Raw genomic sequence first — 21,028 nt, 5'->3', positions numbered from 1 at the left:
CAGAATGGGACAATCATCCTTCCTGTGTTTTGTTATTGCAATATGCCCGCTTACAGGTATAATGTTACATATGGTGATATTATGAAATCTATATTGGTGGAGCTTACCTGTCCCCGCTGCTTTTACAAAACACATAAAAAGAGTGAAACCTTGATCATGCCGGAGATGGAGCCGCAGTTTCGTAAGGAGCTGCTGGAGGGGGTATTCTTTAAAAAAGCCTGCCCAAGCTGTGGAAAAATCAATACCTTTCTCCATACGATGATATATGTTGATAAAAAGCATCGCTTTGTGTTGCTGGTTAAGCCAAAAAGTGATTTGACAGATAAGGACTTTTCTATTTTTCAGTCTGAAAAAAATTGTATCCGCCGCTACCTTTGCGATCCGTCGCAGGTCGCAGAGAAAATCAGAATGCTGGAGGATAAGCTGGATGATCGGGCGATGGAGCTTCTGAAATTAAAAATCATTCTGCGGGAGAAGAAAAAGGGAAGGCTGCCGAAGAATGTCGTCTATCAGGATCAGGAGACAGATACGATCTGGTTTCATGTACAGCATGATGAAGAAGAGGATGTGATTGGAATATGGAAGACATCCTATGATGCAATCTGTTCGAAATTGCCACCGCAAAAGAATCAGTTTGAGGAAATTGACAGTTACTGGGCAGTAGATTATCTGAAACAGTCGAACGAAAGTCATTGAGTAATATAGGGAACTGGCATATAATAAGGGAAATGATGAGGGACTCTATATGAATCATATTTCAGATACAACAGATATCGGCATTACCTTCCAGATGACACTGGATGCCTTTCTGGATGAAACACATCCGGTAAAGGATACAAATCAGAATACGTATCGCGACGCACTGAAAAAGCTGGAGGAAGCCAATCACTGCCGCAGCTCGCAAAAGAAACAGACGATTGCAAGAGAAGCGCTGGGGATTTGCACAGACTGTATCGAGGCTTACCTAGTGCTGGGAATCAATGAACAGAATATGTACAGAAAGCTCGGTATGCTGAAAGAGGGCATGGAGCTGGCAACTATGAATCTGGGAAAGGATTTTTTTCTGCGGGATGCATCTGATTTTTTTGAATTTGATGAAGCAAAGCCGTTGTTTCATATCAAGTTCGCTTATGCGGCATCTTTGTACGAGGCCGGATATATGAGGAAGGCGCAAAGACAGTTTCAGGAGATTTTAAATCTGAATCCCGAGGATCTGTTTCAGGTGCGGCACTATCTCATGAGCATTGCGTTGTATTTTGAGGAGCTGGAGTCCTGCAGAGAGCTGCTTGATAAATATCGAAGGAATGATGCGTTTTGCTGTTTTATTCGATTTCTTTATCTTATGAAGGAGGAGGATTTTGAACAGGCAAAGCAGATGATTTCGCTACTGAAGGAAAAGAACAGCTTTCTATATGATATATTGACATACAGAAGCATGAATGCAGTTATAACACAGGGGCTTCCTCTGGAAGGCAGTCTGGAGGAAGCCGGTTATATATACCGTATCATTTCCAAGGTTGTACAGCCGATGGAGTATTTGCATATCTTTCTGGTGAAAAATGAAGCGAATGGTTAAAACAAGACTGCGAACGTATATTGGCATCCAGGTGGGTGCTTTTTTTACAGTGAGGCAGAAAACTAGCTTTTCACTTCTTTTATGACATAGAGATTTTATAGAATTTTCTGTATTTTTGACAGGGGATATGCTACACTGTAGATACAAAAAAAGGAGAGGTCGGTCTATGAGAAACTATATAAATAATACATTGCATTCACATGGTATTCATCCGCAAAAGCCCCGGCCTTTCGGTAGCTCAACCGCTTGCTAGAAGTGTTTTTTCTTATGCTTTCATTCCTTCCTTACAATTATTAAGTAGCTTACAGCAGCTGAACACCGCTTGTCGGCGGTAAGGACTGCCTTGTTTTTGTTGCATCCGTTCCTGCGTATGATACGAAACAGCAGGAACCTCTATATGCTAATAAAAACAACAGCAGAGCAAGAGCACCACCGGATCATATCCTTAAAGTACAGATAGCAATAGGAGAAAGAAAGGATATGATTATGACAACAAAAATGAAAACAGAAGCAGCAGCTATGATTAGCTGCTATGATAATAAAAAGAAATATGACATGTACTGTAAAAAGCTATTATCAAACAAGCAGATTCTCGCCTATGTGATGAAGGGCTGTATTCCGGAATACGCAGATATTCCACTGGAGGACATACCGTCCTATATCGAAATGTCTTCTATAAACACAGCAGACTGTGAATATATCGATGATCAGCAGGTTGAGGTCACGGATGAAGCCATACCGGGGGCACAGATCAAATACGATATTCAGTTCGAGGCGACAATCCCCATGAAGCAGAAGAAAGCCGAGAAGAGCACACCTGCGGATAAGAAAGTTCGCATGATCATCAATCTGGAAAGCTAGGCAAAGGATGATCCCGGTTATCCTCTGATCAAGCGTGCTTTGTATTATTGCAGTAGATTGATGGCAAGACAGAAGCATCCAAAGGATGGATTTCAGCATTCGGATTATGACAGGATCAAAAAGGTCTGTTCCATCTGGATCTGTATCGGACATAACAATCAAAAGAATGATGTCATCAACACCTATAAGATACAGGAAACATGTGAAACAAAGATATGGCATGCCGAAAGGGAGGACTATGACTTGCTCACAGCGGTCATGGTGTATCCAAAGAAGGAAGGCATACGAAAAGCGCAGGATATTCCGAATGCGGTAGAGCAGGAGGATGAGAACAAGCAGAGGCTTTTAGAGCTGTTAAAGATTTTGTTTATAAAAAATCTCGTTATAGAGGATAAAATGGAACAATTACAGAAGACGTATGGTATACTAATGGAGAAGGAGATAGATCAGGAGGTCATGACGATGTGCAACTTTAGCGATTTCATTGAGCAAAGAGGCAAGGAAGAGGGAAAAGTGGAAGCAACACTAGTTTATGTAAAAAAACTGATGCAGAAAATCGATGTCAGTGCGGTGGATGCTATGAATATACTGGATGTTGAAGATGATATTCGACCTGCGATTTTGCAATCTCTACAACTATCCTAAAAAGCTATACCCACAATATTTTAAAGGGCTGTTTCATCACAGCTCTTTTTCTGCATACATTACAGAAGCGATAAGAGGCATTAGCTAACCTTTAATCATCGGCGATTTACTATCTTTTTGACAATAATCGGTGAAAAGCTATAGTAAAGAAGTAAGAATGTGACATTTATGTGATTTTAACTTCCAAATATTGGAAATAACCTCTATAATATATGAGTAGCATTACTAGAGAGTGAAGTTAAAGGCAGGGATATATATGAATGTTAGTAGAGATAGATTATCAGTTATCGGTAAACTGATTGGCATTTACAGAGAAGAACGGCGGGGTAATACACAAAATAGTTTTACTCTGAAGAAATTTTGTGATGGCATTTGCAGTATAAATACGTTAAAGAATATCGAAGCTGGCGGATTGAGCAGATCTGAGAATGTTTATATTGAATTGTTGGATAAGCTGGATTTGAAATTTGGTGAGTTTCCAATTGTTGATGATGAAATAGAAAAGCTGATTAAAGGGATTTTAAGAGATATTGAGTATTTTCAAATACAATCCTTATTACATGCATGTAATAGAGGAATAAGATTGTTAGAAAATTTCAAAGGATATGTATATTATGGTGAATTTTACTATATATTGAAGGATTTATATAATTATTATAAATCAGACATATTGATAAATGAGAAACGAATATACGTTTATGAAGGCTTACTTAATAATGATGTGTTTGTTTGGAATGATGTATTCAAAGTTTTATTATTTGCTAAATTGAAGATCGAGTGCAAAACAGATTTAAAGAAGTACTATAACCTGATTGAAAAATTAAATCTATTAAATGTTAATTTAAGTTGTTTAAAAATTATCGTTTTACATTATTATTTAGTGAGTGAAGAATACCTTGAGATGTTTACGATGATAAGCGAACTTAAATGCATATTTAGACAAAGTAAGAATTTTATTAGACTTATAGATGTTTATAATTATGAAATAATAATGTATAGTTATGCATCAAATAAAGGAATTGACAGTGTTGTTAATGAAGTGAATGAAATCTTAAAAGGAAATGAGATACCGAATATAAAAATTTATGAATTATATTCAAATATAGCATCTTACTATCATCACAGAAAAGATTATGAAAAAGCATTAGAATATTTCAATTTGATGCTAGATTATTATGATGGAGTTTTTGTACCGCATTTGATTTATATAGCAGATTGTCAAAATCATTTGGATTTACCGATAAAAATGCCTGTTATAGAAAAAGGTGTATTATCTGGTTATCCTATAGAAATACGAATGATGTATAAATATTTTAGTCTTGATGAAAATGTTCCGGATTTTGTAAAACAAAACTTTATTATCAAGAGAATTCTTCCTAAAATAACAGATGATATTGATATAGATATTTTCAGATTTGAATTAACCAAACTAGTTGAACGAACAGGTCATTATAAAAGTTTGCATTATTTTGAACATTTTTTAAATACCAAATTAAGTTGATGGTTTTTCTTGAAAAGTATCTTAAAACCAGATTTTCAATATAAACATTAACTTAAGCCGATTCTATTGAGTTAAATCAATTTTTAACATATCATTCTTATGTCAGAGATGATATGCATATGGTCTTAATAGAATATCAAGGCAAAAGTAATGAAAAAATTATTGATTGCAAGTTTATGTAGTCTGGGATTAGCAAGTGCGTTCTTTTTAGCTGTAGATACAAATAAGGGATTTACAGTAGCAAGTGGCGGCGGATATGTAAACGTTAAAATCTAATACTTGAAAACTACTTCTTTTCATAAGAAGTTTTTTCTTTTACAGCCCGAGTTGACGGTTTTCTTGAAAAACTGTAATAATCGCCAAAATTTTTATTAAATGTCAACTTGCGTGAAATCCATTGTATAAATTCACTATTTCTAGTAACATATAGGTGTCTTGAAGAGGGTGGGCTTCGAGACACTGGGGATCACTTCGGTGATCATATGGGAATCGTATTGATGGAGATTGTGAAAATGGTCTTCCCCAAGCCCGTTTATTCTCATGTACACTCTTAGTAAATAAACTGATACTGTTTACAAAATCAATACGAATGGGGGATTACAAGAACAGCAGCTTTGCTCGACAAGGTTGCTTTTTTTGTTTTCTTCGGCTACACTTAATGTGGAATATGGAGAGATGTGCATGAGTAAACTCTTATTGAAAAATATAACAAAATCCTATGGGGATATTAAGGCAGTACGCGATTTTCATCTCGAGCTCTCGGAAAAAAGCTTTATTGTGCTTGCAGGTCCATCCGGGTGTGGGAAAACGACATTGCTTCAGCTTGTCGCAGGATTTCTGACTCCGGATTCAGGAGAAATATATATTGATGATCAGCTTGTCAATCAGAAAACACCTGCTCAGAGAAGTATCTCCATGGTATTTCAGGAAGCTGCATTGTTTCCTCATATGAGTGTTTTTGAGAATATAACCTTCGGTCTTGCTCACAGCGGAATGAAGCAGCAGGATATAAAGGAAGCTGTCTATCAGATATGTGAAGTGCTGGGTATCTGTGACTTACTGGAACGCAAAGCGCGTGATTTATCAGGTGGGCAAAAACAGCGTTGTGCGATTGCCCGTGCACTCATAAGAAAACCGTCGTTGTTTCTGATGGATGAGCCTCTGAGTTCTCTTGATGCGAGACTTAAGACACAGCTTCGAATTGAAATTGCGCAGCTGTATCAGAAAAACAATGCCACCTTTCTTTATGTAACTCATGATCAAATGGAAGCAATGACACTGGCGGATATTCTGATTATTATGAAGGATGGAGAGATTCAGCAAATGGGAAATCCGATTGCCATTTATCAAAATCCAATCAATCTGTTTACTGCCTCTTTTTTAGGTGTATATGATATCAATCAGTTTACAGCAGTCCTTGCACAAGGGGAGCTTCTCTTTCATGAGCAGAAGATACCATGGCTGTCAGAGGATAAAAATCTTTCCGTAATACTGGCGGTGCGTTGTGAACATGTCATTGAGGTATCAACAGGTGGTATATGCGGCAGCATTGTATTGGTTGAACAGTCCGGTGAGCAGGTGTATTATCATATCCAATATGAAGAGGGAGTCGTTATTATGAAGTCAGATACTTCCCATATCCATCAGCGCATGGAGAATATCCGGTTCTGGATTGACTGGGAATATGTACTTCTGTTCGATGCCTGTACGCAAAATCGTATATATAAGATGAAATAAATAGGATGAAATAAAAAAGCCGTATTCCCGTATTTTCTCCTGCTGAAGATGTGGAATCGGCTTATTTTTTTATACCATTTAAACAAAGCACAAAAAAAGATTCCGTTAGGAATCTCTTCTGATCTATCATGGTGGGTTGCCCTTTGCTAAAGGAGAACTTTCCCTTTTCCAATATTAGCTTTAAATCAACTTCTTTACCTTCAGAGCAATAAACCCCATTACTATTTCACTCTATATCTATATTCTAACACATATAAAATATATGTCAATAGTTCGACTCGTTACTTAGGTCTTTTTTTTATTTTTTTCAATTTAAGCTTCTTCATTGAATTCTATTGAGATGGCTGCTTTTAGTGATGTGTCCACAATGATCTCTTTTACATAGTATTCTATGTAGTTTTTGCGTTCTTTATCACTCATACTGCTCCACTTTTCTGTATTCATATCCCGACCTGTAGTTTTTATTGATAATTTTTTCATGATCTTTTCTTTTTCTTCTTCCAGCTTATTGACCAACATACCATAAACCTTTGCATCGATCTTTGCTGAAACGTAATCTTGATATGCATTTTTTGTTTTTTTATCCAATGTACGTAGTCTTCGATATAAATAATTTTGACTTTTCATCTCCTGCTGCTCTCTTGCGTATACCGCAATCCTTGATAAGGTTGCCTCTACGATCCTATCCTGTGATATCCGCTTTTGACACTCTGGACAAACATAGTAATAGTATTTTTTTACACCTTCCTTTAACTTTTTTGATGTGCTTTTTCGCTCACAGATTTTTCCACATGTATCTGTGATTTTGTTTCCAAAATAATATTTACTAGGATCTGTTTCCTTGTAACGCTTGTATATCATTCTTTTCGCCTTCTCATATGTTCTTTTGGAAACGATTCCCGGTAACTCATATTCCTTATCTTCAAATTCATATACACCATAGTTTATCGTTCGCAACAACATATTTCGTATCACCTCTGCTTTCTTTTGGAACTCCGGATACTTCAATGGTGCTATATGCTCTATTTCTTTCATCGTATTTCCACTCATTGCCAGTTCGAAACAATATCTGATATATTCCGCTGCTTGAAGATCGATATGCAGATATCCTTCAGGATCCCGATTATAACCAAATGGAACTTGACCAAAGGGATACTTTCCTTGATTCAACATCTCCTCATTCGCATCGGAAGCTCTTTCTTTGATCACTTCGCGTTCCCATTGCGCAATGATTGCCAGTACTCCCACTAATAGTCTTCCATTCGCACTGTGAATATCCAGATTGTCCACGACTGCTTTCAATTCACACTTTTGATCGATAAAAAATTGCAACAGCTCGTATGTATCGATGACATTCCGTGCCAAGCGATCCAGCTTGTATATGAGGACCTCGTTTACTTTGTCATCCAGTATGTCCTTCAGAAGTCTTTGCATAGCAGGTCTATTCAATGATTTTGCACTGAACCCATCATCTATATAAACTTCCACAGTATTGATATCGATGCCGTCTGCCTGTAACTTATTCATTATGTTTGACAGTTGTGCATCAATTCCATAACCGGTTAGAGCCTGCTCCCGGGTAGATACACGAGCATAGACTGCTCTCTTTTTTACTAATGCTGTATTCTTCGTTCTTTCTTCTCTAAGTTTTGTTAAATACTTCGTATCGATAACTTCATTTCGCTGTGAATACATCATTGTTGTTTTCATTTTTTATTTTCCTCCATTTGCACAGAGGGTAATATGTTCGAGCGAAAAGAAAAGGGGCATATATCTTATTGACATACACCCTCTCCTGCCTCATTAAGATCAGGGGTTTATTGCATGTAGACGAACCTTATCTTAATAGACTTTTCTATAATAACATGCTCTTTTTTGTACTGTAAATATTTTCTTTTTAAAGTTTATACCAAACAAATTTAACAATCAGAAATGCGGAGCCAGTATTGGAAGGCTCCAAGATAAGCACAAATCCAGTAAAGATTATTCAAGGATATTATATCGCTCCAGATTCATCTTCCGGTTTATCTACGCAAGACCTAGCGAAGCAATTAGCTGAATCGTTTAAAGATGATGAGGTGATGTTTGACATCATGTTACATACGACGATGCAAGCGAGGATATGCGGACAGATGTATAAGGGTGGTGATTATGGCGGATTTTGGTTTATAGCACACTATGGAGCGACTTATTTTTATAAAAATAATGGCACATGGGGGAAAAAGGATTTGTAAAGGAAGTGATCCAAAGTATCTCGCATGGGCGTGCGTTAAACGCCCACATATTGCCAAGAATGGCGGAAAGAGATGAGGTATATGAAACATATGGTACAAACAATCACAGACAACTACAACGCATTTGTGGGCACTGTTATAGCAGTTATCAGCGTGATATTCGGAGAACACTGGTATCTGTTTGCGTTGTTCCTTGCACTTAATATAGCAGACTGGGTAACAGGTTGGATGAAGTCAAGAATCATGAAAAAAGAAAATTCTGTAAAGGGGTGGAAAGGAGTACTCAAAAAGATTGGATACTGGATCATGATTACGTTTGCATTCATGATTGCGGCAGGCTTGATCGAAATCGGTGAGATAATCGGTGTAGACTTGCAGATTACAACACTGCTTGGATGGTTCGTACTGGCAAGCTTGATCGCCGCTTTTTTATATTCGACAAATAATGACAAACCATAACAGAATGGCAGTTATAATTGAATACGTTCATGACTTTGATACGCACCTCATTCATTTTTTTTGTGGAAGTCCTGTGAAAGATGGAAATAATCCAATATGCAGATACAGTTGGGAAATACTTTGTGTACAACATCCCGATACACTTCATACATGTCTGAACAGGCGTATTTTACCTTTTTGCGTTCTTCTAAAGGGATCTTTTGAAAGTAGTTTAAAAGATATTCCTTTTTACGGTTCGGTAGAACATCAACGGGAACCTGCTTTTTAAAATCAAGAAGAACGCAGACATATTTACTTTTTTCGGATTTGAAGGCATATTATCTCATCAAAATTGATGATTTCCGGAAGCTTGTTTCTGGCAATGTCCACATGATTATCGAAAATAGTAGAAACGGAAGTAGGAGAAACATGGTATCTTCTGGCAACAGAAGTAAATGTTTCGTTGAAGTCTTTCAGATCCTTCAGAATATTATGCACAGTGAGGATCGATATTTTCTGAGATTTGAAGACAAAGGGATTGAATTCATAATAGGTCTTTCCACAAACAGGACATTTGTAGCGACGCGCCCTGTATTTTATTATGCATTTCTGTGTGGTAAGTGCTGAATGAGTGACTTCCTTGGTCACATACTCCTTAATTTTGGGCGCAGTAAACCCACAGTATGGACAAGCCTGATGTTTATCTGCAAGTGTAACAATAAGAACCATCATCTTATTGAATGTAGTACAGAGAATATTGGCAATATCATCAGGATTCAGGTGAAAAAGATTGTTTAACAACAGTTTGAAAGCATCATTATCGATCATAAGATCATCTCCCTTCTAATTTCAATGACATAATATCAAAAGAAATTAGAATCCGAGTTACAGCTCTGTTGGTGGTATATAAATTGAATGATACTCATGAGTGGATCCAAAGAGGATCTTATGACGCTTTAAAGATTCTATCTTTAAGTCGTTCTGCTTGAGATCTCTCCAATCTGGAAATAATGAATCCCAAAAAAGCAATCACACGAGCTTTAACCTTACGAACTGTTTGTAGTGCAACATCAAAAGAAGTAATCAAATCATCATTCTCATCAAGTGTGACAATATAGTAAATGAAAAGATAAGTGAACTGCGTAAAAGGAACAAAATTAGTTGGAAGCAAGGAGTGAGTGGATCTACATTGAGTACACTGGATACGCTGAACACGAATGCTTATTTTACAATCATTAGATACATCATCTGTAATCACAAATCTTTTATAGTGTCCGTATAAGATAAAAAAACCAACAACACCACAAACAGGACAATATAAAGAAAGTAAATCAATCGAAGCAACAAAAGCCTGATAATCATTTTCATTCAAAATCATGTTGAAGTCGTTGGTAATTTTCAGTATCATAATATTGTCTTAGAGGACGGATAGAAATCACAGAACTTTGGTCGGTTAGTGGTTTTCTATCTTTTTTTAACGTCCAATCTTTCTAAAAATACTGTAACAAAAAAGATAGAGAAATTCATCCTAAAAGTGTTTAAAGGTTATCACTTTCTAAAAGTAAAAATCCCTATGACTTTTAAAGGTTGATTTATCCCTATCCAGTTTTATATATTCCTAATAGTCAAGTGGTGCCTGCTTCTTCTTGCTTTATAATATGTTGAAAAGATAGTGAATATAATATTACTGATAATAAGTATCATATAATTTGATAAGGGAATATTCCTTTTTTAAGAGGCTTTTTCTTATACAGCTATATCGGAATCGTTAAGAAATTCATTTATGTAATCATAAATATAAAGAGCTTCATTCATAGGAATTTTAACACCATATGTATAACTTATACTTTTTAGCGATTCTAGGATGATGGATAAATAATGTTTTTGATTGTCATTAATATCCTTAAAATCAATCTCTGCTTCTACAGCAGTGTGAGTAACTAATCTTTCTATCATACAACTTATATGAATAATTAATCCTATAGAGGTGCTAAAATCCATTTTTATATGTAACTTCTTTTGAAGAACAGCCAATGCTGTATTTACTGTTTTTATTACATTTTGTGCATCCAGGATTGTAAGATAGCCGACTACATTCTGCATTGAGAAATTTAATAAAAGATTCTCTTGAAATTGAATAAGCTCTGTTTTATTCATATACGAATATAAGATGGAAGCGATTTTTGATAGCTCACTTGTATTTAAGAAGGAATCTAAACCTATGAAGGGTACAGAAGTAACATTTGGGTTTAAGGTACCACATATGAATAGAATTTCGTGACTGTTAAATATAAAGCTTTTATCGCCTTCATCAAGTAAGGTTTTGTAATCGTATGGAATAATATGAATACCAGTTTTTCTTGGTAGACTTTTCTTAAAGAGATCAACAAGTCTTTCGTTAATTATATTCCCGTTTTCGCTTGTAAATAAGACAGCTTTATCTCGCTTAGTATTTATGATAATTTTGTAATTTATTAAATGTTCATTACAAGACTCTTTCATAATATGTTCTAGCGAAACATTAGCAAGAATTTTTTGACCAATATTTATGGCTAATCCAGTTGATATATTATTTACAATACCAATATTTATATTATAAAGAGAATCGAGATTTTCACCTAAGTGTTCTAAAGATCCCATATCTACCATAAGAACAAGATTTCTCACATTTCGTTTTACATTCATCAATTTTTTTACCTTTTCAGCTACTTCTGGCATTTGCATCGTTAGAGGCATATCGCAGGATTCAAATAGGTGATAGCCTAATAAGCTATTTGTAGTATCAGCAATTGAGGAAGCGCTGAGATAACCGTGTGCAATGATAATTCCAAGTGTTTCTGTATTATGAATATTGTGATTATATACATGAATACTTAAGGTAATGATAATTTTCTCAAGATTACTCATCTTAAAATCTAATTTCAAGAAAGTTAAATTTGTAATTTCATCGGCGATGATGGCTTCTTTAGATAAGGTTTCACAGACAGTTTGATAAAATGATTCAATTAATTTAGCATTTTGTTCTTCAAATGACATAAATTTGGAATGCATTTGTAACCTTGTAAAGATTGAAGATGCTAATGCATGCTGAAATGTTGCTGGAAAGTATAAGTGATAGGTATCCTCAATTTCATTAACGATTGTGTTAGTCACATTTTCGATAGCCTTTATTCTTGAATTTGAATATTTATTATCAAACATTAAATATTCATAGTAATCACTTATTTTACGGAAACATTGAGATATAAAACCATTAAAACTTAAAGTGTTTTCAGAGAATGCAATATAAGTTTCAAGCATTGTATTAAAAAAGTTAAGTGTCTCATTGGTTTGAGTAGTATTAAAATCTTTATTTATACGAATCATGTTTGTTTCTTCATCTTTAATTGTATCTATCGTCCGGCTTGAAATTAGAAGATCAGGCAAGTTGTGAACAAAAACATTCATTTCTGTAGACGAATTGGGATTCATTTTAACGTAGGCATTAGCGACACTGAGTTGAATAGCATTTCTTAAGCCATTGATATTATCTATGAAGTTAAAGTTTATTAATAAGTTCAATACATGATTGCTTATTGAAATTTTATATTTAATTTTTTTCTCCTCTTCAGTGAAGAAGTATTGAATAAAATTTTTTTTCTCGTTTAATAAACGTTCATCAAGAGATGGTAAATTTAGAATGATAGGAATTCTTGCTGTTAATTTCTGGCGAATATTCTCATCTAGTCTAGTTGAACAAGTCAGTATGTATTGATGAGAAATTGCTGTTGTATGAAAAGCAGAACTTTTACCCTCAAGGATAGCTAAAATTTTTTCAATAGCCTCAGTTTCCAATAAATGTATATCATCAAATGTGATAATCAGTTTCCGTTTTTTTTCTTGTTCAATAATCTTATTTATTAATTTAATAAAATTAATAGAGTTGTTTTGATATCGCATGCAATTGACATAAATAATGTCTTCTCCTTTTTGGATGATTTTATTATTTAATGCGTATTCACTAATTAAGGAACTAATGAAAGTTTTGCCACTACCACTTTCACCAAAAATGAGAATAGGCAACCCATTAGAAGGATAGGTTACAGCTGTGATTGCTTGTTCAATACAATAAGAGAGGCTATTATCTTTTCCTATGGCTTTATTGAAGTCCGCATATTTTTCTTTTGCATTATTTAATACATTAAATATCTCTTCAATACTTAAATATTCCCATTTTAAGTCAACTAATTGGTATTTCATTGTCAGTGTTTCAAAATCTAGGAAATACACTGGACGTGTATTAATCTTGATCAATTTATATTCCTTATGAAGCTGGTTTAAATATTGACTGACTAAGTTTCTGCTAAGCTTTAATTCATTGGCGATATTAGCAGTGGAAAATAAAGTGATATTATCTATTGTTATGCGATTACTGATGCTCTTTACATAGGAATAAATCTCTTTTTTTGTATTTTCAATCATAATATCATCTCCTGATTTTATTGTAACATATATTATTTCGTATCCATAACTGGAATGCGTATTTAACTGTAGAAGTTCTTTTTAATATATATTTTTTCTATTTTCGACACTTAAATAGTTTTTTTTCACACTAAACAAATATTAAATAAATTTTATCAAACTTAAAGGATAGTGTCAAAAAGTAGCTAACAGATATATAGGATTTTGAAGATAGTGTAAGAAATAAGGATGTTTTATTAATTTTATGTTAAAAAAAATTGTAAATTCATACAGAACATTAAAAAGCGTATATGATGATATCGTACAAGTACATGAAGCGCCGGTGTAATTAAGGAGGAAATATTATGATTACTTTGTATAGAATTGACGATCGATTAGTTCATGGGCAGACGATGATTAAACTGTTACCCAATTACCCTTGTGATGGTATCATCATTGTGAATGATGAAATAGCTAAAAATGAGCAAATGAAAGCTATTTATCAAAGTGTACTGCCTAGTACTGTAAAATTGCATGTTTTTGATGTAACTAAAGCATCAAAAAAACTGGAAGAAGCACAGAAGTCAGGAAAAAAGTATTATATTATAACTAAAAATGTAACTGATTATGAACGTCTGTATGAATTAGGATGGGTTGTAAAGGAACCAATTACTGTAAGCTGTTGTAGTAAAAAAGAAAATTCAATTGCAATTAATAATGGCTTCTTTTTATTACCAGAAGAAATTAGAACATACAATCGATTAGATGATTTAGGTTATGAATTTGAAATCATGACGATGGTATCTAAAGTTCCATCAAGTTGGAAGAGTTTTAAGAAAAAGTTTAATAACTATTAATTTATAAAAGGAGGAAACACAATGTTTGTAATTCAATGTATTATAATTTCATTACTTTGTGCAGTTAGTGGAAATGCATTCCCGTTGCTTGGCAATTTAAAACGTCCGTTATCAGGTAATTCTTTAGGATGGTATACGTTAGGTAGACCGTTAATTGGTGGTACTATATGTGGAATTATTTTAGGAGATATAAAAGCTGGTGTCGAATTAGGAATTGGGGTACAGCTCGTTTATTTAGCAGTTGTAACGCCAGGAGGAGCTGTTGGTTTGGATGTCTCATTTATGGCTTATCCTGTTATCGCAATAGGTATCTTAGGAAAGTTGGATGCAGGCGCAACAATTGCCATTGCATCTGGAATCGGTGTATTGGGGTCATTTACCTTTACTGCACAAGCTGCGGTGGGAAGTATGATTAAAGGAATTTATACAAAGGCATTAGCTGATCATGACTATAAAAGCTTTGTAAAAAAATTCTGGCTATATAATCAAACAATATATTTCGCACTACGCTTTATCCCGTCTTTTATCGCAATTTATTTTGGGGCACAATATATTGGAGATTTTATGGAGATGTTACCTCAGTTTGTATCAAATGGAATGAATGCATTAGGCGGAATCCTTCCAGCAGTTGGTATTGCAGCGTTATTAACAACAACGATTCATAACAAGTTCTTTATTATCTTTTTCCTTGTTGGATTCACCTTGGTTGTATTTATGAATATAAATATCATCGGATTAACATTTATCGCAGCTGGAATAGCATATTTATATTATATAGGTAGTGATAAGGGAACAACTTATACAAATAACACACTTACGGTAGAAGAAGAGGAGGTATTATAATGGTTGAACAAAAAAAAGATAGAATTACAAAAACGACGGAGCCGTTGACAAAAAAAGAAATTGATACTATTTGGCGCAGATTCTATAACGCATATGGCGTAGCTGGATCATTTGATGCATTGTCAGGTCCAAACTTTCTTTGGGGATTGGAACCACTATTTGATAAATACTATGATAATGATAAAAAATGTGAAGAGTTGTTAAAACATTATAAATTCTTCAATACAGAAAATATTTTTGGTAGTGTGATTTATGGAATTGTTACTGCTATGGAAGAAGCAAAAGCATTAGGGAAAGATGTTGACGATGAGCTTATACAATCTACAAAAACATCTTTAATGGGACCGATGGCCGGAATCGGAGATGCACTTAATCCAGGATTAATTGTTCCATTATTATTATCTATTGCAATTACATTATCAACTGGAGGATCTATTCTTGGAGCTGTCTTCTATATAATAGTATATAATTTAGTTGTAATATTGATATCAAAAGTGTTGTTTTATAGTGGCTACAGACTTGGATTAGATTCAATACAAACTTTGATAGGAGAAGCATCTAATAAAATCAGAGATTCATTTTTGTTATTAGGTACAACAATTATGGGTGGTATTGCCGCAAGTTATGTAGGAATTAATTTACTTGTTACATATCCTAGCGGTAATGATCAAGTTTCTTTACAGGGATTATTAGATGGAATTTTTCCTAAACTATTACCACTATTGCTTGTTTTAGGATGTTGGCAATTGATGGCTAAAAAGAATGTTTCTGTTGTTAAAATGATTCTAATACTGATTATAGCAGTGTTTGTTTTAGCAGCTATTGGAATTATTTGATAATCAGAATGGAGAATGTATAAGATGAAAATACTGTTATTATCACACGGGATGTTTGCTAGAGAACTTGTAAATTCTTGTATGTTTATAGTTCAAAATGCAATTGAAATAGAAGCCATTTGTTTAGATGAAGAAGGGATTGACAAATTCTCTAAAAAGCTAAATTCATATCTGAATAAGAATAAGGATAGTTCTATTCTATTCTTCTGTGATTTAAAACATGGAAGTCCTTATAATCAATTGCTAATAAATCTTCTTACAAATGAGGTTAAAGATTATAGAATTATATCTGGTATGAATTTACCAATGCTTTTGCAAGCTATCACAATGCGAGAAGTCACAAAAGATTTGAATGAAATTGCGATTAAAGTTAATGAAGCTGGAATTGAAGGGGTATGTCTTGATGAGCAGGAAGAATAGAATTGCTATTTTAGGTGCAGGGCGTTTAGGAAAAGGTTTTTTAGGAGCTGAATTTCTAAATGCTGGATGGAATGTTGATTTTTACGATATAGATAAAAAAGTTATCGATAATTTAAAAAATAGTGAATTTACTGTTGATATGCACACTCCTTATCAAACTTATAAAAAAAAGTATTCTGGTTATGGCGTATATGATGTAAATGATGATATTAGCAAACCATTAAGCGAGGCAAATGTTATAGCGATTGATACCTATCCACAAGATATTTACATGCTTTATCCTTTGCTTGGAAAAGTTGCAAAGGATAAACTTACACAGAAGAAGAGATTAAGTATACTTGTTTTTACTAATAAAACAAATTTGATTTTATCTATTACCGAGGGGATTAAGAATTACTTGAATGAGTTTGAGAATAAAGAGTTTGATACTTATGTTGAAGTTAAAGATGCAATTATTATTCGTTCGACTTTTGCTCAATCAAATAGTGCATTGGAAGTACAAAGTCTTGCTGTAACAGACTCTATCATTGAAAAACTAGCTTATAATGATATTTCAAATATTTCAGGAATTTGTGAATCAGATGATGTACATAGACTTAAATTAATGAAACTATTCACGCTAAATGGACCACATGCGGCTTACGCCTATAGTGGATTCTATTGTGGTTTAGAAACGATGAATGAAGCTGAGTTAAACCCATTTTGCCAAGATGTTGCACTTGGTGTCGCAAAAATAACAAAACGAGTTATATTAAATGAGTATAAATTAAAGGAAGCTGACCTTAATCGAATCAGTATATCCAATTTGGCAAAAGATCCAATATTGGATAGCATTAAAAGAGTTGCCTGTAATCCTATTCGAAAATTAGCTTATAATGATAGATTAGTATATCCAGCTGTACTGGCATTGCAACAAGGAGAAAATTACGATTTTCATGCTAAAGCAATTGCTCTAGGGTTACTGTATGTAGATGAAACTGATGAAGAAGCGTTAGAATTACAGGCTTACCTTAAAAATAATGGAATAAGAGAAACACTAAAAAGATATAGTCAATTAAATGAAACGCATGACATGTTAATTCGTAAAATAATGTATTTCTATGAAGGATTAAAGAAGAGGAGATAAAATTGAAGAAAAGAAAAATATTTCAAATTGATCCCATCCTTGAGAGTCGTATCTGGGGAGGAAGGTCATTGATAAAAATGTTTGATTTAAAAACAGATTTACCGAATGTAGCAGAAATCTATTCTGTAATTGCTATACCAAATCATTTGGATTGCAATGTGCGGGAAGAAAATATTCCATTATCTCAGTTTTACTTAGAAAACAGAGAATTGTTCGGATGTAATTTAGATTACTTACCAGTTCGCATGGTTATTGGCAATCAAGTTGCTCCATTATCTGTACAAGTTCATCCAAGTGATGAATATGGATTGAAATATAGTGGTATGCGTGGAAAACCGGAGAGTGAATGGTTGTTAGGTGAGGGAGAAGGTTATATGATTCTCGGTCATCATGCAAAAAGTAAAAAAGAGTTTATTGATCTGACCAATAAAAAAGAATGGGATAAGCTATTTAGAAAAGTGACTGTGCATGGAGGAGATTTTATTGATATCCCACAAGGAACCTTACACGGATCTGCAGGAGAAGGAGTATGTGTTGCCTTTTCTACAAATGGTGATGTTACATACCGTTTATATGATTATGATCGTGTTGATAAAGATGGTAATCCAAGAGAATTGCATATAGAACATGTATTTAATAATGTTACAATTCCAGATGATAAGAAAGAACCTCTTGAAACAACGGAGATTGAAAAAGATGGATGTCATATCACTGAGTTTTTGGATAGACCTGGTTTATATACCTGCGGAAAAATTAAAATAAAGAATAAAGGAGAATTTTGTTTAACTGAGTTCTACTTCATTCTATGTGTAGAAGGAATAGGGGTCATTGATGGTAGAAAAATAAAGGCAGGAGAAACCTTCTTCATTCCTTGTGGTTATGGTAAAATCATGATAGAAGGAAATGTGCTTTTAGCATATATCAGCTATAGAGATAAGTAAACCTAGTATGGAAAAATATCAAAATCATACAATACTATATCGAAAGCATCAGGTAAAAGAGTGCCTGAAAAAAACCTTAAAGAAATTTTTTGGAAACGGTTGCATTATGGGAAACTATGTGTTAATATAAATCTGCAAACAGGATAGTGATTGTGAATACAAGCTAAACCTACATGCTTAATACTACTGATTTTTTGTGGGAATCCGCAATTAGATAGGGTCGACTAAAAGTTGGCTTCAAAAATTGTAGGGTTGAAAACCCTATGAGTGTTTAAAGAATTATTAACTAGGGAGCAGAGATGTTGAAATCTCTGCTCCTTTTATAATGGGTGATTTGAGTCCGAATAATTCAAATCAATGTATTCTGTTAATCGGTCATACAGTTCTTCAAATCTTATGTCTATGTAACCGCGTAATTCTTCGATTTGGAATTCTAATTCATTGTTTTGTAGTTTTCTGAAGTATTCGATCAGTTCAATAATATCCTGTGCATCCATAATTATTTCTCCTTTGGCTCTAGGCTGAATGTTGCGTCTGGATCGAGTACATACATTACGCGATTGCGGAAGCGAAGCCAGTTGGTGTAGCCATTGGCGTTGTTCTTGATACACTTGATAATCTTGTTTCGATCCTCAATGATCGCATTATTCACTTTTTTATTGCAGACCACCACCTGGCCTTTGTCTGCTTCAACTTTATATTCAGTACCTACAATCGTAAATGAATTAATGATCTCCTGTTTCCAGTTAATAAGATTATTAGAGAATTTGATCATTTCTTCAATGTTTGTATCAATGCAGCTGCGAATCAGTTTTTCTAGATTCACTTTCGCATTGTCGATTGTAGATTTTGAATAGAAGTCTACAAGTTCTAGTTTTAATGAGTAACAAATAGTTAGATCATTATTGATTTCGAGAAGTTTCTTTCTTAAATCGTAGTAGTTCATATAGCTTTTAAAGTGAGAGTTGTATTTGCGTTCACGTTCTACATCAAACAGTCTTCCATATTTATCTTCATCTTCTGGATTTTTAAATAATAGCCAGTTGAATTTCTTTAGAAGATAGTATTCATCCGAAGCCTTGTCATCTTTGTATCCTTTCATGACTTTGATACGCACCTCATTCATTTTTTATGGAAATCTTGTGAAAGATGGAAATAGTCCAACAGGCAGATACAGTTGGGAAACACCTTATGTACAACATCCCGATATACTTCATACATGTCTGAACAGGCGTATTTTACCTTTTTGCGTTCTTCTAAAGGGATCTTTTGAAAGTAGTTTAAAAGATATTCCTTTTTACGGTTCGGTAGAACATCAACGGGAACCTGCTTTTTAAAATCAAGAAGAACGCAGACATATTTACTTTTTTCGGATTTGAAGGCATATTATCTCATCAAAATTGATGATTTCCGGAAGCTTGTTTCTGGCAATGTCCACATGATTATCGAAAATAGTAGAAACGGAAGTAGGAGAAACATGGTATCTTCTGGCAACAGAAGTAAATGTTTCGTTGAAGTCTTTCAGATCCTTCAGAATATTATGCACAGTGAGGATCGATATTTTCTGAGATTTGAAGACAAAGGGATTGAATTCATAATAGGTCTTTCCACAAACAGGACATTTGTAGCGACGCGCCCTGTATTTTATTATGCATTTCTGTGTGGTAAGTGCTGAATGAGTGACTTCCTTGGTCACATACTCCTTAATTTTGGGCGCAGTAAACCCACAGTATGGACAAGCCTGATGTTTATCTGCAAGTGTAACAATAAGAACCATCATCTTATTGAATGTAGTACAGAGAATATTGGCAATATCATCAGGATTCAGGTGAAAAAGATTGTTTAACAACAGTTTGAAAGCATCATTATCGATCATAAGATCATCTCCCTTCTAATTTCAATGACATAATATCAAAAGAAATTAGAATCCGAGTTACAGCTCTGTTGGTGGTATATAAATTGAATGATACTCATGAGTGGATCCAAAGAGGATCTTATGACGCTTTAAAGATTCTATCTTTAAGTCGTTCTGCTTGAGATCTCTCCAATCTGGAAATAATGAATCCCAAAAAGCAATCACACGAGCTTTAACCTTACGAACTGTTTGTAGTGCAACATCAAAAGAAGTAATCAAATCATCATTCTCATCAAGTGTGACAATATAGTAAATGAAAAGATAAGTGAACTGCGTAAAAGGAACAAAATTAGTTGGAAGCAAGGAGTGAGTGGATCTACATTGAGTACACTGGATACGCTGAACACGAATGCTTATTTTACAATCATTAGATACATCATCTGTAATCACAAATCTTTTATAGTGTCCGTATAAGATAAAAAAACCAACAACACCACAAACAGGACAATATAAAGAAAGTAAATCAATCGAAGCAACAAAAGCCTGATAATCATTTTCATTCAAAATCATGTTGAAGTCGTTGGTAATTTTCAGTATCATAATATTGTCTTAGAGGACGGATAGAAATCACAGAACTTTGGTCGGTTAGTGGTTTTCTATCTTTTTTTAACGTCCAATCTTTCTAAAAATACTGTAACAAAAAAGATAGAGAAATTCA

Annotated in this window: 21 protein-coding genes and 3 pseudogenes; 14 read left to right on the top strand and 10 right to left on the bottom strand. The window is 34.1% G+C overall.

What is annotated here, in order from left to right; genetic code table 11:
* The first annotated feature begins 42 nt into the window (after positions 1 to 42).
* The 6 genes from G4D54_17065 (at position 43) to G4D54_17040 (ending at position 6,320) form a co-directional block, all read left to right on the top strand.
* Positions 43 to 696: a hypothetical protein gene (locus tag G4D54_17065; protein QJA05228.1), complete on the top strand. Its 654-nt coding sequence runs from the start codon at positions 43 to 45 to the stop codon at positions 694 to 696.
* Positions 697 to 745: 49 nt separating this feature from the next.
* Positions 746 to 1,576 carry a hypothetical protein gene (locus tag G4D54_17060; protein ID QJA04026.1) on the top strand — a complete coding sequence of 277 codons (831 nt, stop codon included), beginning with the start codon at positions 746 to 748 and terminating at the stop codon, positions 1,574 to 1,576.
* Between the two features lie 480 nt (positions 1,577 to 2,056).
* The gene (locus tag G4D54_17055) at positions 2,057 to 2,437 is read left to right on the top strand and encodes a hypothetical protein (protein QJA04025.1); all 381 of its coding nucleotides are present in this window, start codon (positions 2,057 to 2,059) and stop codon (positions 2,435 to 2,437) included.
* Positions 2,438 to 2,497: 60 nt separating this feature from the next.
* On the top strand, positions 2,498 to 3,082 hold the full coding sequence (locus tag G4D54_17050) for a hypothetical protein (GenBank protein ID QJA04024.1): 585 nt from the start codon (positions 2,498 to 2,500) through the stop codon (positions 3,080 to 3,082).
* Positions 3,083 to 3,338: 256 nt separating this feature from the next.
* The gene (locus tag G4D54_17045; protein ID QJA04023.1) at positions 3,339 to 4,583 is read left to right on the top strand and encodes a hypothetical protein; all 1,245 of its coding nucleotides are present in this window, start codon (positions 3,339 to 3,341) and stop codon (positions 4,581 to 4,583) included.
* Positions 4,584 to 5,264: 681 nt separating this feature from the next.
* On the top strand, positions 5,265 to 6,320 hold the full coding sequence (locus G4D54_17040) for an ABC transporter ATP-binding protein (GenBank protein QJA04022.1): 1,056 nt from the start codon (positions 5,265 to 5,267) through the stop codon (positions 6,318 to 6,320).
* Positions 6,321 to 6,632: 312 nt separating this feature from the next.
* Here the strand turns inward: G4D54_17040 and G4D54_17035 are convergent, their stop codons facing one another.
* On the bottom strand, positions 6,633 to 8,030 hold the full coding sequence (locus tag G4D54_17035) for a recombinase family protein (protein QJA04021.1): 1,398 nt from the start codon (positions 8,028 to 8,030) through the stop codon (positions 6,633 to 6,635).
* 236 nt (positions 8,031 to 8,266) lie between these two features.
* Between G4D54_17035 and G4D54_17030 the strand changes: the two genes are divergently transcribed.
* Positions 8,267 to 8,554, top strand: a complete 288-nt coding sequence (locus G4D54_17030; GenBank protein QJA04020.1) for a hypothetical protein — start codon at positions 8,267 to 8,269, stop codon at positions 8,552 to 8,554.
* Between the two features lie 90 nt (positions 8,555 to 8,644).
* A complete protein-coding gene (locus G4D54_17025) occupies positions 8,645 to 9,013 on the top strand; it encodes a phage holin family protein (GenBank protein ID QJA05227.1) in 369 nt (122 codons plus the stop codon).
* A 47-nt stretch (positions 9,014 to 9,060) separates the two neighbouring features.
* Here the strand turns inward: G4D54_17025 and G4D54_17020 are convergent.
* The 4 genes and pseudogenes from G4D54_17020 to G4D54_17005 all read right to left on the bottom strand — a co-directional run bounded on the left by G4D54_17020 (position 9,061) and on the right by G4D54_17005 (position 13,453).
* Positions 9,061 to 9,315, bottom strand: a pseudogene (locus tag G4D54_17020) (transposase).
* Positions 9,305 to 9,820, bottom strand: coding sequence for a transposase family protein (locus tag G4D54_17015; protein ID QJA04019.1), 516 nt, complete (start codon positions 9,818 to 9,820; stop codon positions 9,305 to 9,307). Before G4D54_17015 ends, G4D54_17020 begins: the two are co-directional and overlap by 11 nt.
* A 57-nt stretch (positions 9,821 to 9,877) precedes the next feature.
* Positions 9,878 to 10,370 (bottom strand): annotated as a pseudogene (locus tag G4D54_17010) (hypothetical protein).
* A 368-nt stretch (positions 10,371 to 10,738) separates the two neighbouring features.
* Entirely contained in the window at positions 10,739 to 13,453 is a 2,715-nt protein-coding gene (locus G4D54_17005) for a PRD domain-containing protein (protein ID QJA04018.1), read from the bottom strand.
* 344 nt (positions 13,454 to 13,797) lie between these two features.
* Here G4D54_17005 and G4D54_17000 point away from each other — a divergent pair, with 344 nt between their 5' ends.
* From G4D54_17000 to G4D54_16975, 6 genes are read left to right on the top strand one after another with little or no spacing between them, the layout of a single operon-like run.
* Positions 13,798 to 14,289: a PTS sugar transporter subunit IIB gene (locus G4D54_17000; GenBank protein ID QJA04017.1), complete on the top strand. Its 492-nt coding sequence runs from the start codon at positions 13,798 to 13,800 to the stop codon at positions 14,287 to 14,289.
* 21 nt (positions 14,290 to 14,310) lie between these two features.
* On the top strand, positions 14,311 to 15,132 hold the full coding sequence (locus G4D54_16995; GenBank protein QJA04016.1) for a PTS sugar transporter subunit IIC: 822 nt from the start codon (positions 14,311 to 14,313) through the stop codon (positions 15,130 to 15,132).
* Complete coding sequence (locus tag G4D54_16990; protein ID QJA04015.1) at positions 15,132 to 15,968, top strand: PTS system mannose/fructose/sorbose family transporter subunit IID; 837 nt, start codon at positions 15,132 to 15,134, stop codon at positions 15,966 to 15,968. Before G4D54_16995 ends, G4D54_16990 begins: the two co-directional genes overlap by 1 nt.
* 24 nt (positions 15,969 to 15,992) lie before the next feature.
* Complete coding sequence (locus G4D54_16985; protein QJA04014.1) at positions 15,993 to 16,388, top strand: hypothetical protein; 396 nt, start codon at positions 15,993 to 15,995, stop codon at positions 16,386 to 16,388.
* On the top strand, positions 16,342 to 17,514 hold the full coding sequence (locus G4D54_16980) for a hypothetical protein (protein ID QJA04013.1): 1,173 nt from the start codon (positions 16,342 to 16,344) through the stop codon (positions 17,512 to 17,514). Before G4D54_16985 ends, G4D54_16980 begins: the two co-directional genes overlap by 47 nt.
* A gap of 2 nt (positions 17,515 to 17,516) precedes the next feature.
* Positions 17,517 to 18,455, top strand: coding sequence for a hypothetical protein (locus tag G4D54_16975; GenBank protein QJA04012.1), 939 nt, complete (start codon positions 17,517 to 17,519; stop codon positions 18,453 to 18,455).
* Positions 18,456 to 18,775: 320 nt separating this feature from the next.
* Here the strand turns inward: G4D54_16975 and G4D54_16970 are convergent, their stop codons facing one another.
* From G4D54_16970 to G4D54_16950, 5 genes and pseudogenes are all read right to left on the bottom strand, one after another.
* The gene (locus tag G4D54_16970) at positions 18,776 to 18,952 is read right to left on the bottom strand and encodes a hypothetical protein (protein ID QJA04011.1); all 177 of its coding nucleotides are present in this window, start codon (positions 18,950 to 18,952) and stop codon (positions 18,776 to 18,778) included.
* 2 nt (positions 18,953 to 18,954) lie between these two features.
* Positions 18,955 to 19,581: a transposase gene (locus tag G4D54_16965; GenBank protein QJA04010.1), complete on the bottom strand. Its 627-nt coding sequence runs from the start codon at positions 19,579 to 19,581 to the stop codon at positions 18,955 to 18,957.
* A pseudogene (locus G4D54_16960) lies at positions 19,578 to 19,826 on the bottom strand (transposase). Before G4D54_16960 ends, G4D54_16965 begins: the two are co-directional and overlap by 4 nt.
* Positions 19,816 to 20,331 carry a transposase family protein gene (locus G4D54_16955; GenBank protein QJA04009.1) on the bottom strand — a complete coding sequence of 172 codons (516 nt, stop codon included), beginning with the start codon at positions 20,329 to 20,331 and terminating at the stop codon, positions 19,816 to 19,818. Before G4D54_16955 ends, G4D54_16960 begins: the two are co-directional and overlap by 11 nt.
* 57 nt (positions 20,332 to 20,388) lie before the next feature.
* The gene (locus G4D54_16950; protein ID QJA05226.1) at positions 20,389 to 20,880 is read right to left on the bottom strand and encodes a hypothetical protein; all 492 of its coding nucleotides are present in this window, start codon (positions 20,878 to 20,880) and stop codon (positions 20,389 to 20,391) included.
* Between the last annotated feature and the right edge of the window lie 148 nt (positions 20,881 to 21,028).

This window comes from [Clostridium] innocuum (assembly GCA_012317185.1).
Lineage (GTDB): Bacteria > Bacillota_I > Bacilli_A > Erysipelotrichales > Erysipelotrichaceae > Clostridium_AQ > Clostridium_AQ innocuum.
This window is presented reverse-complemented; position numbering and strand designations above follow the sequence as displayed.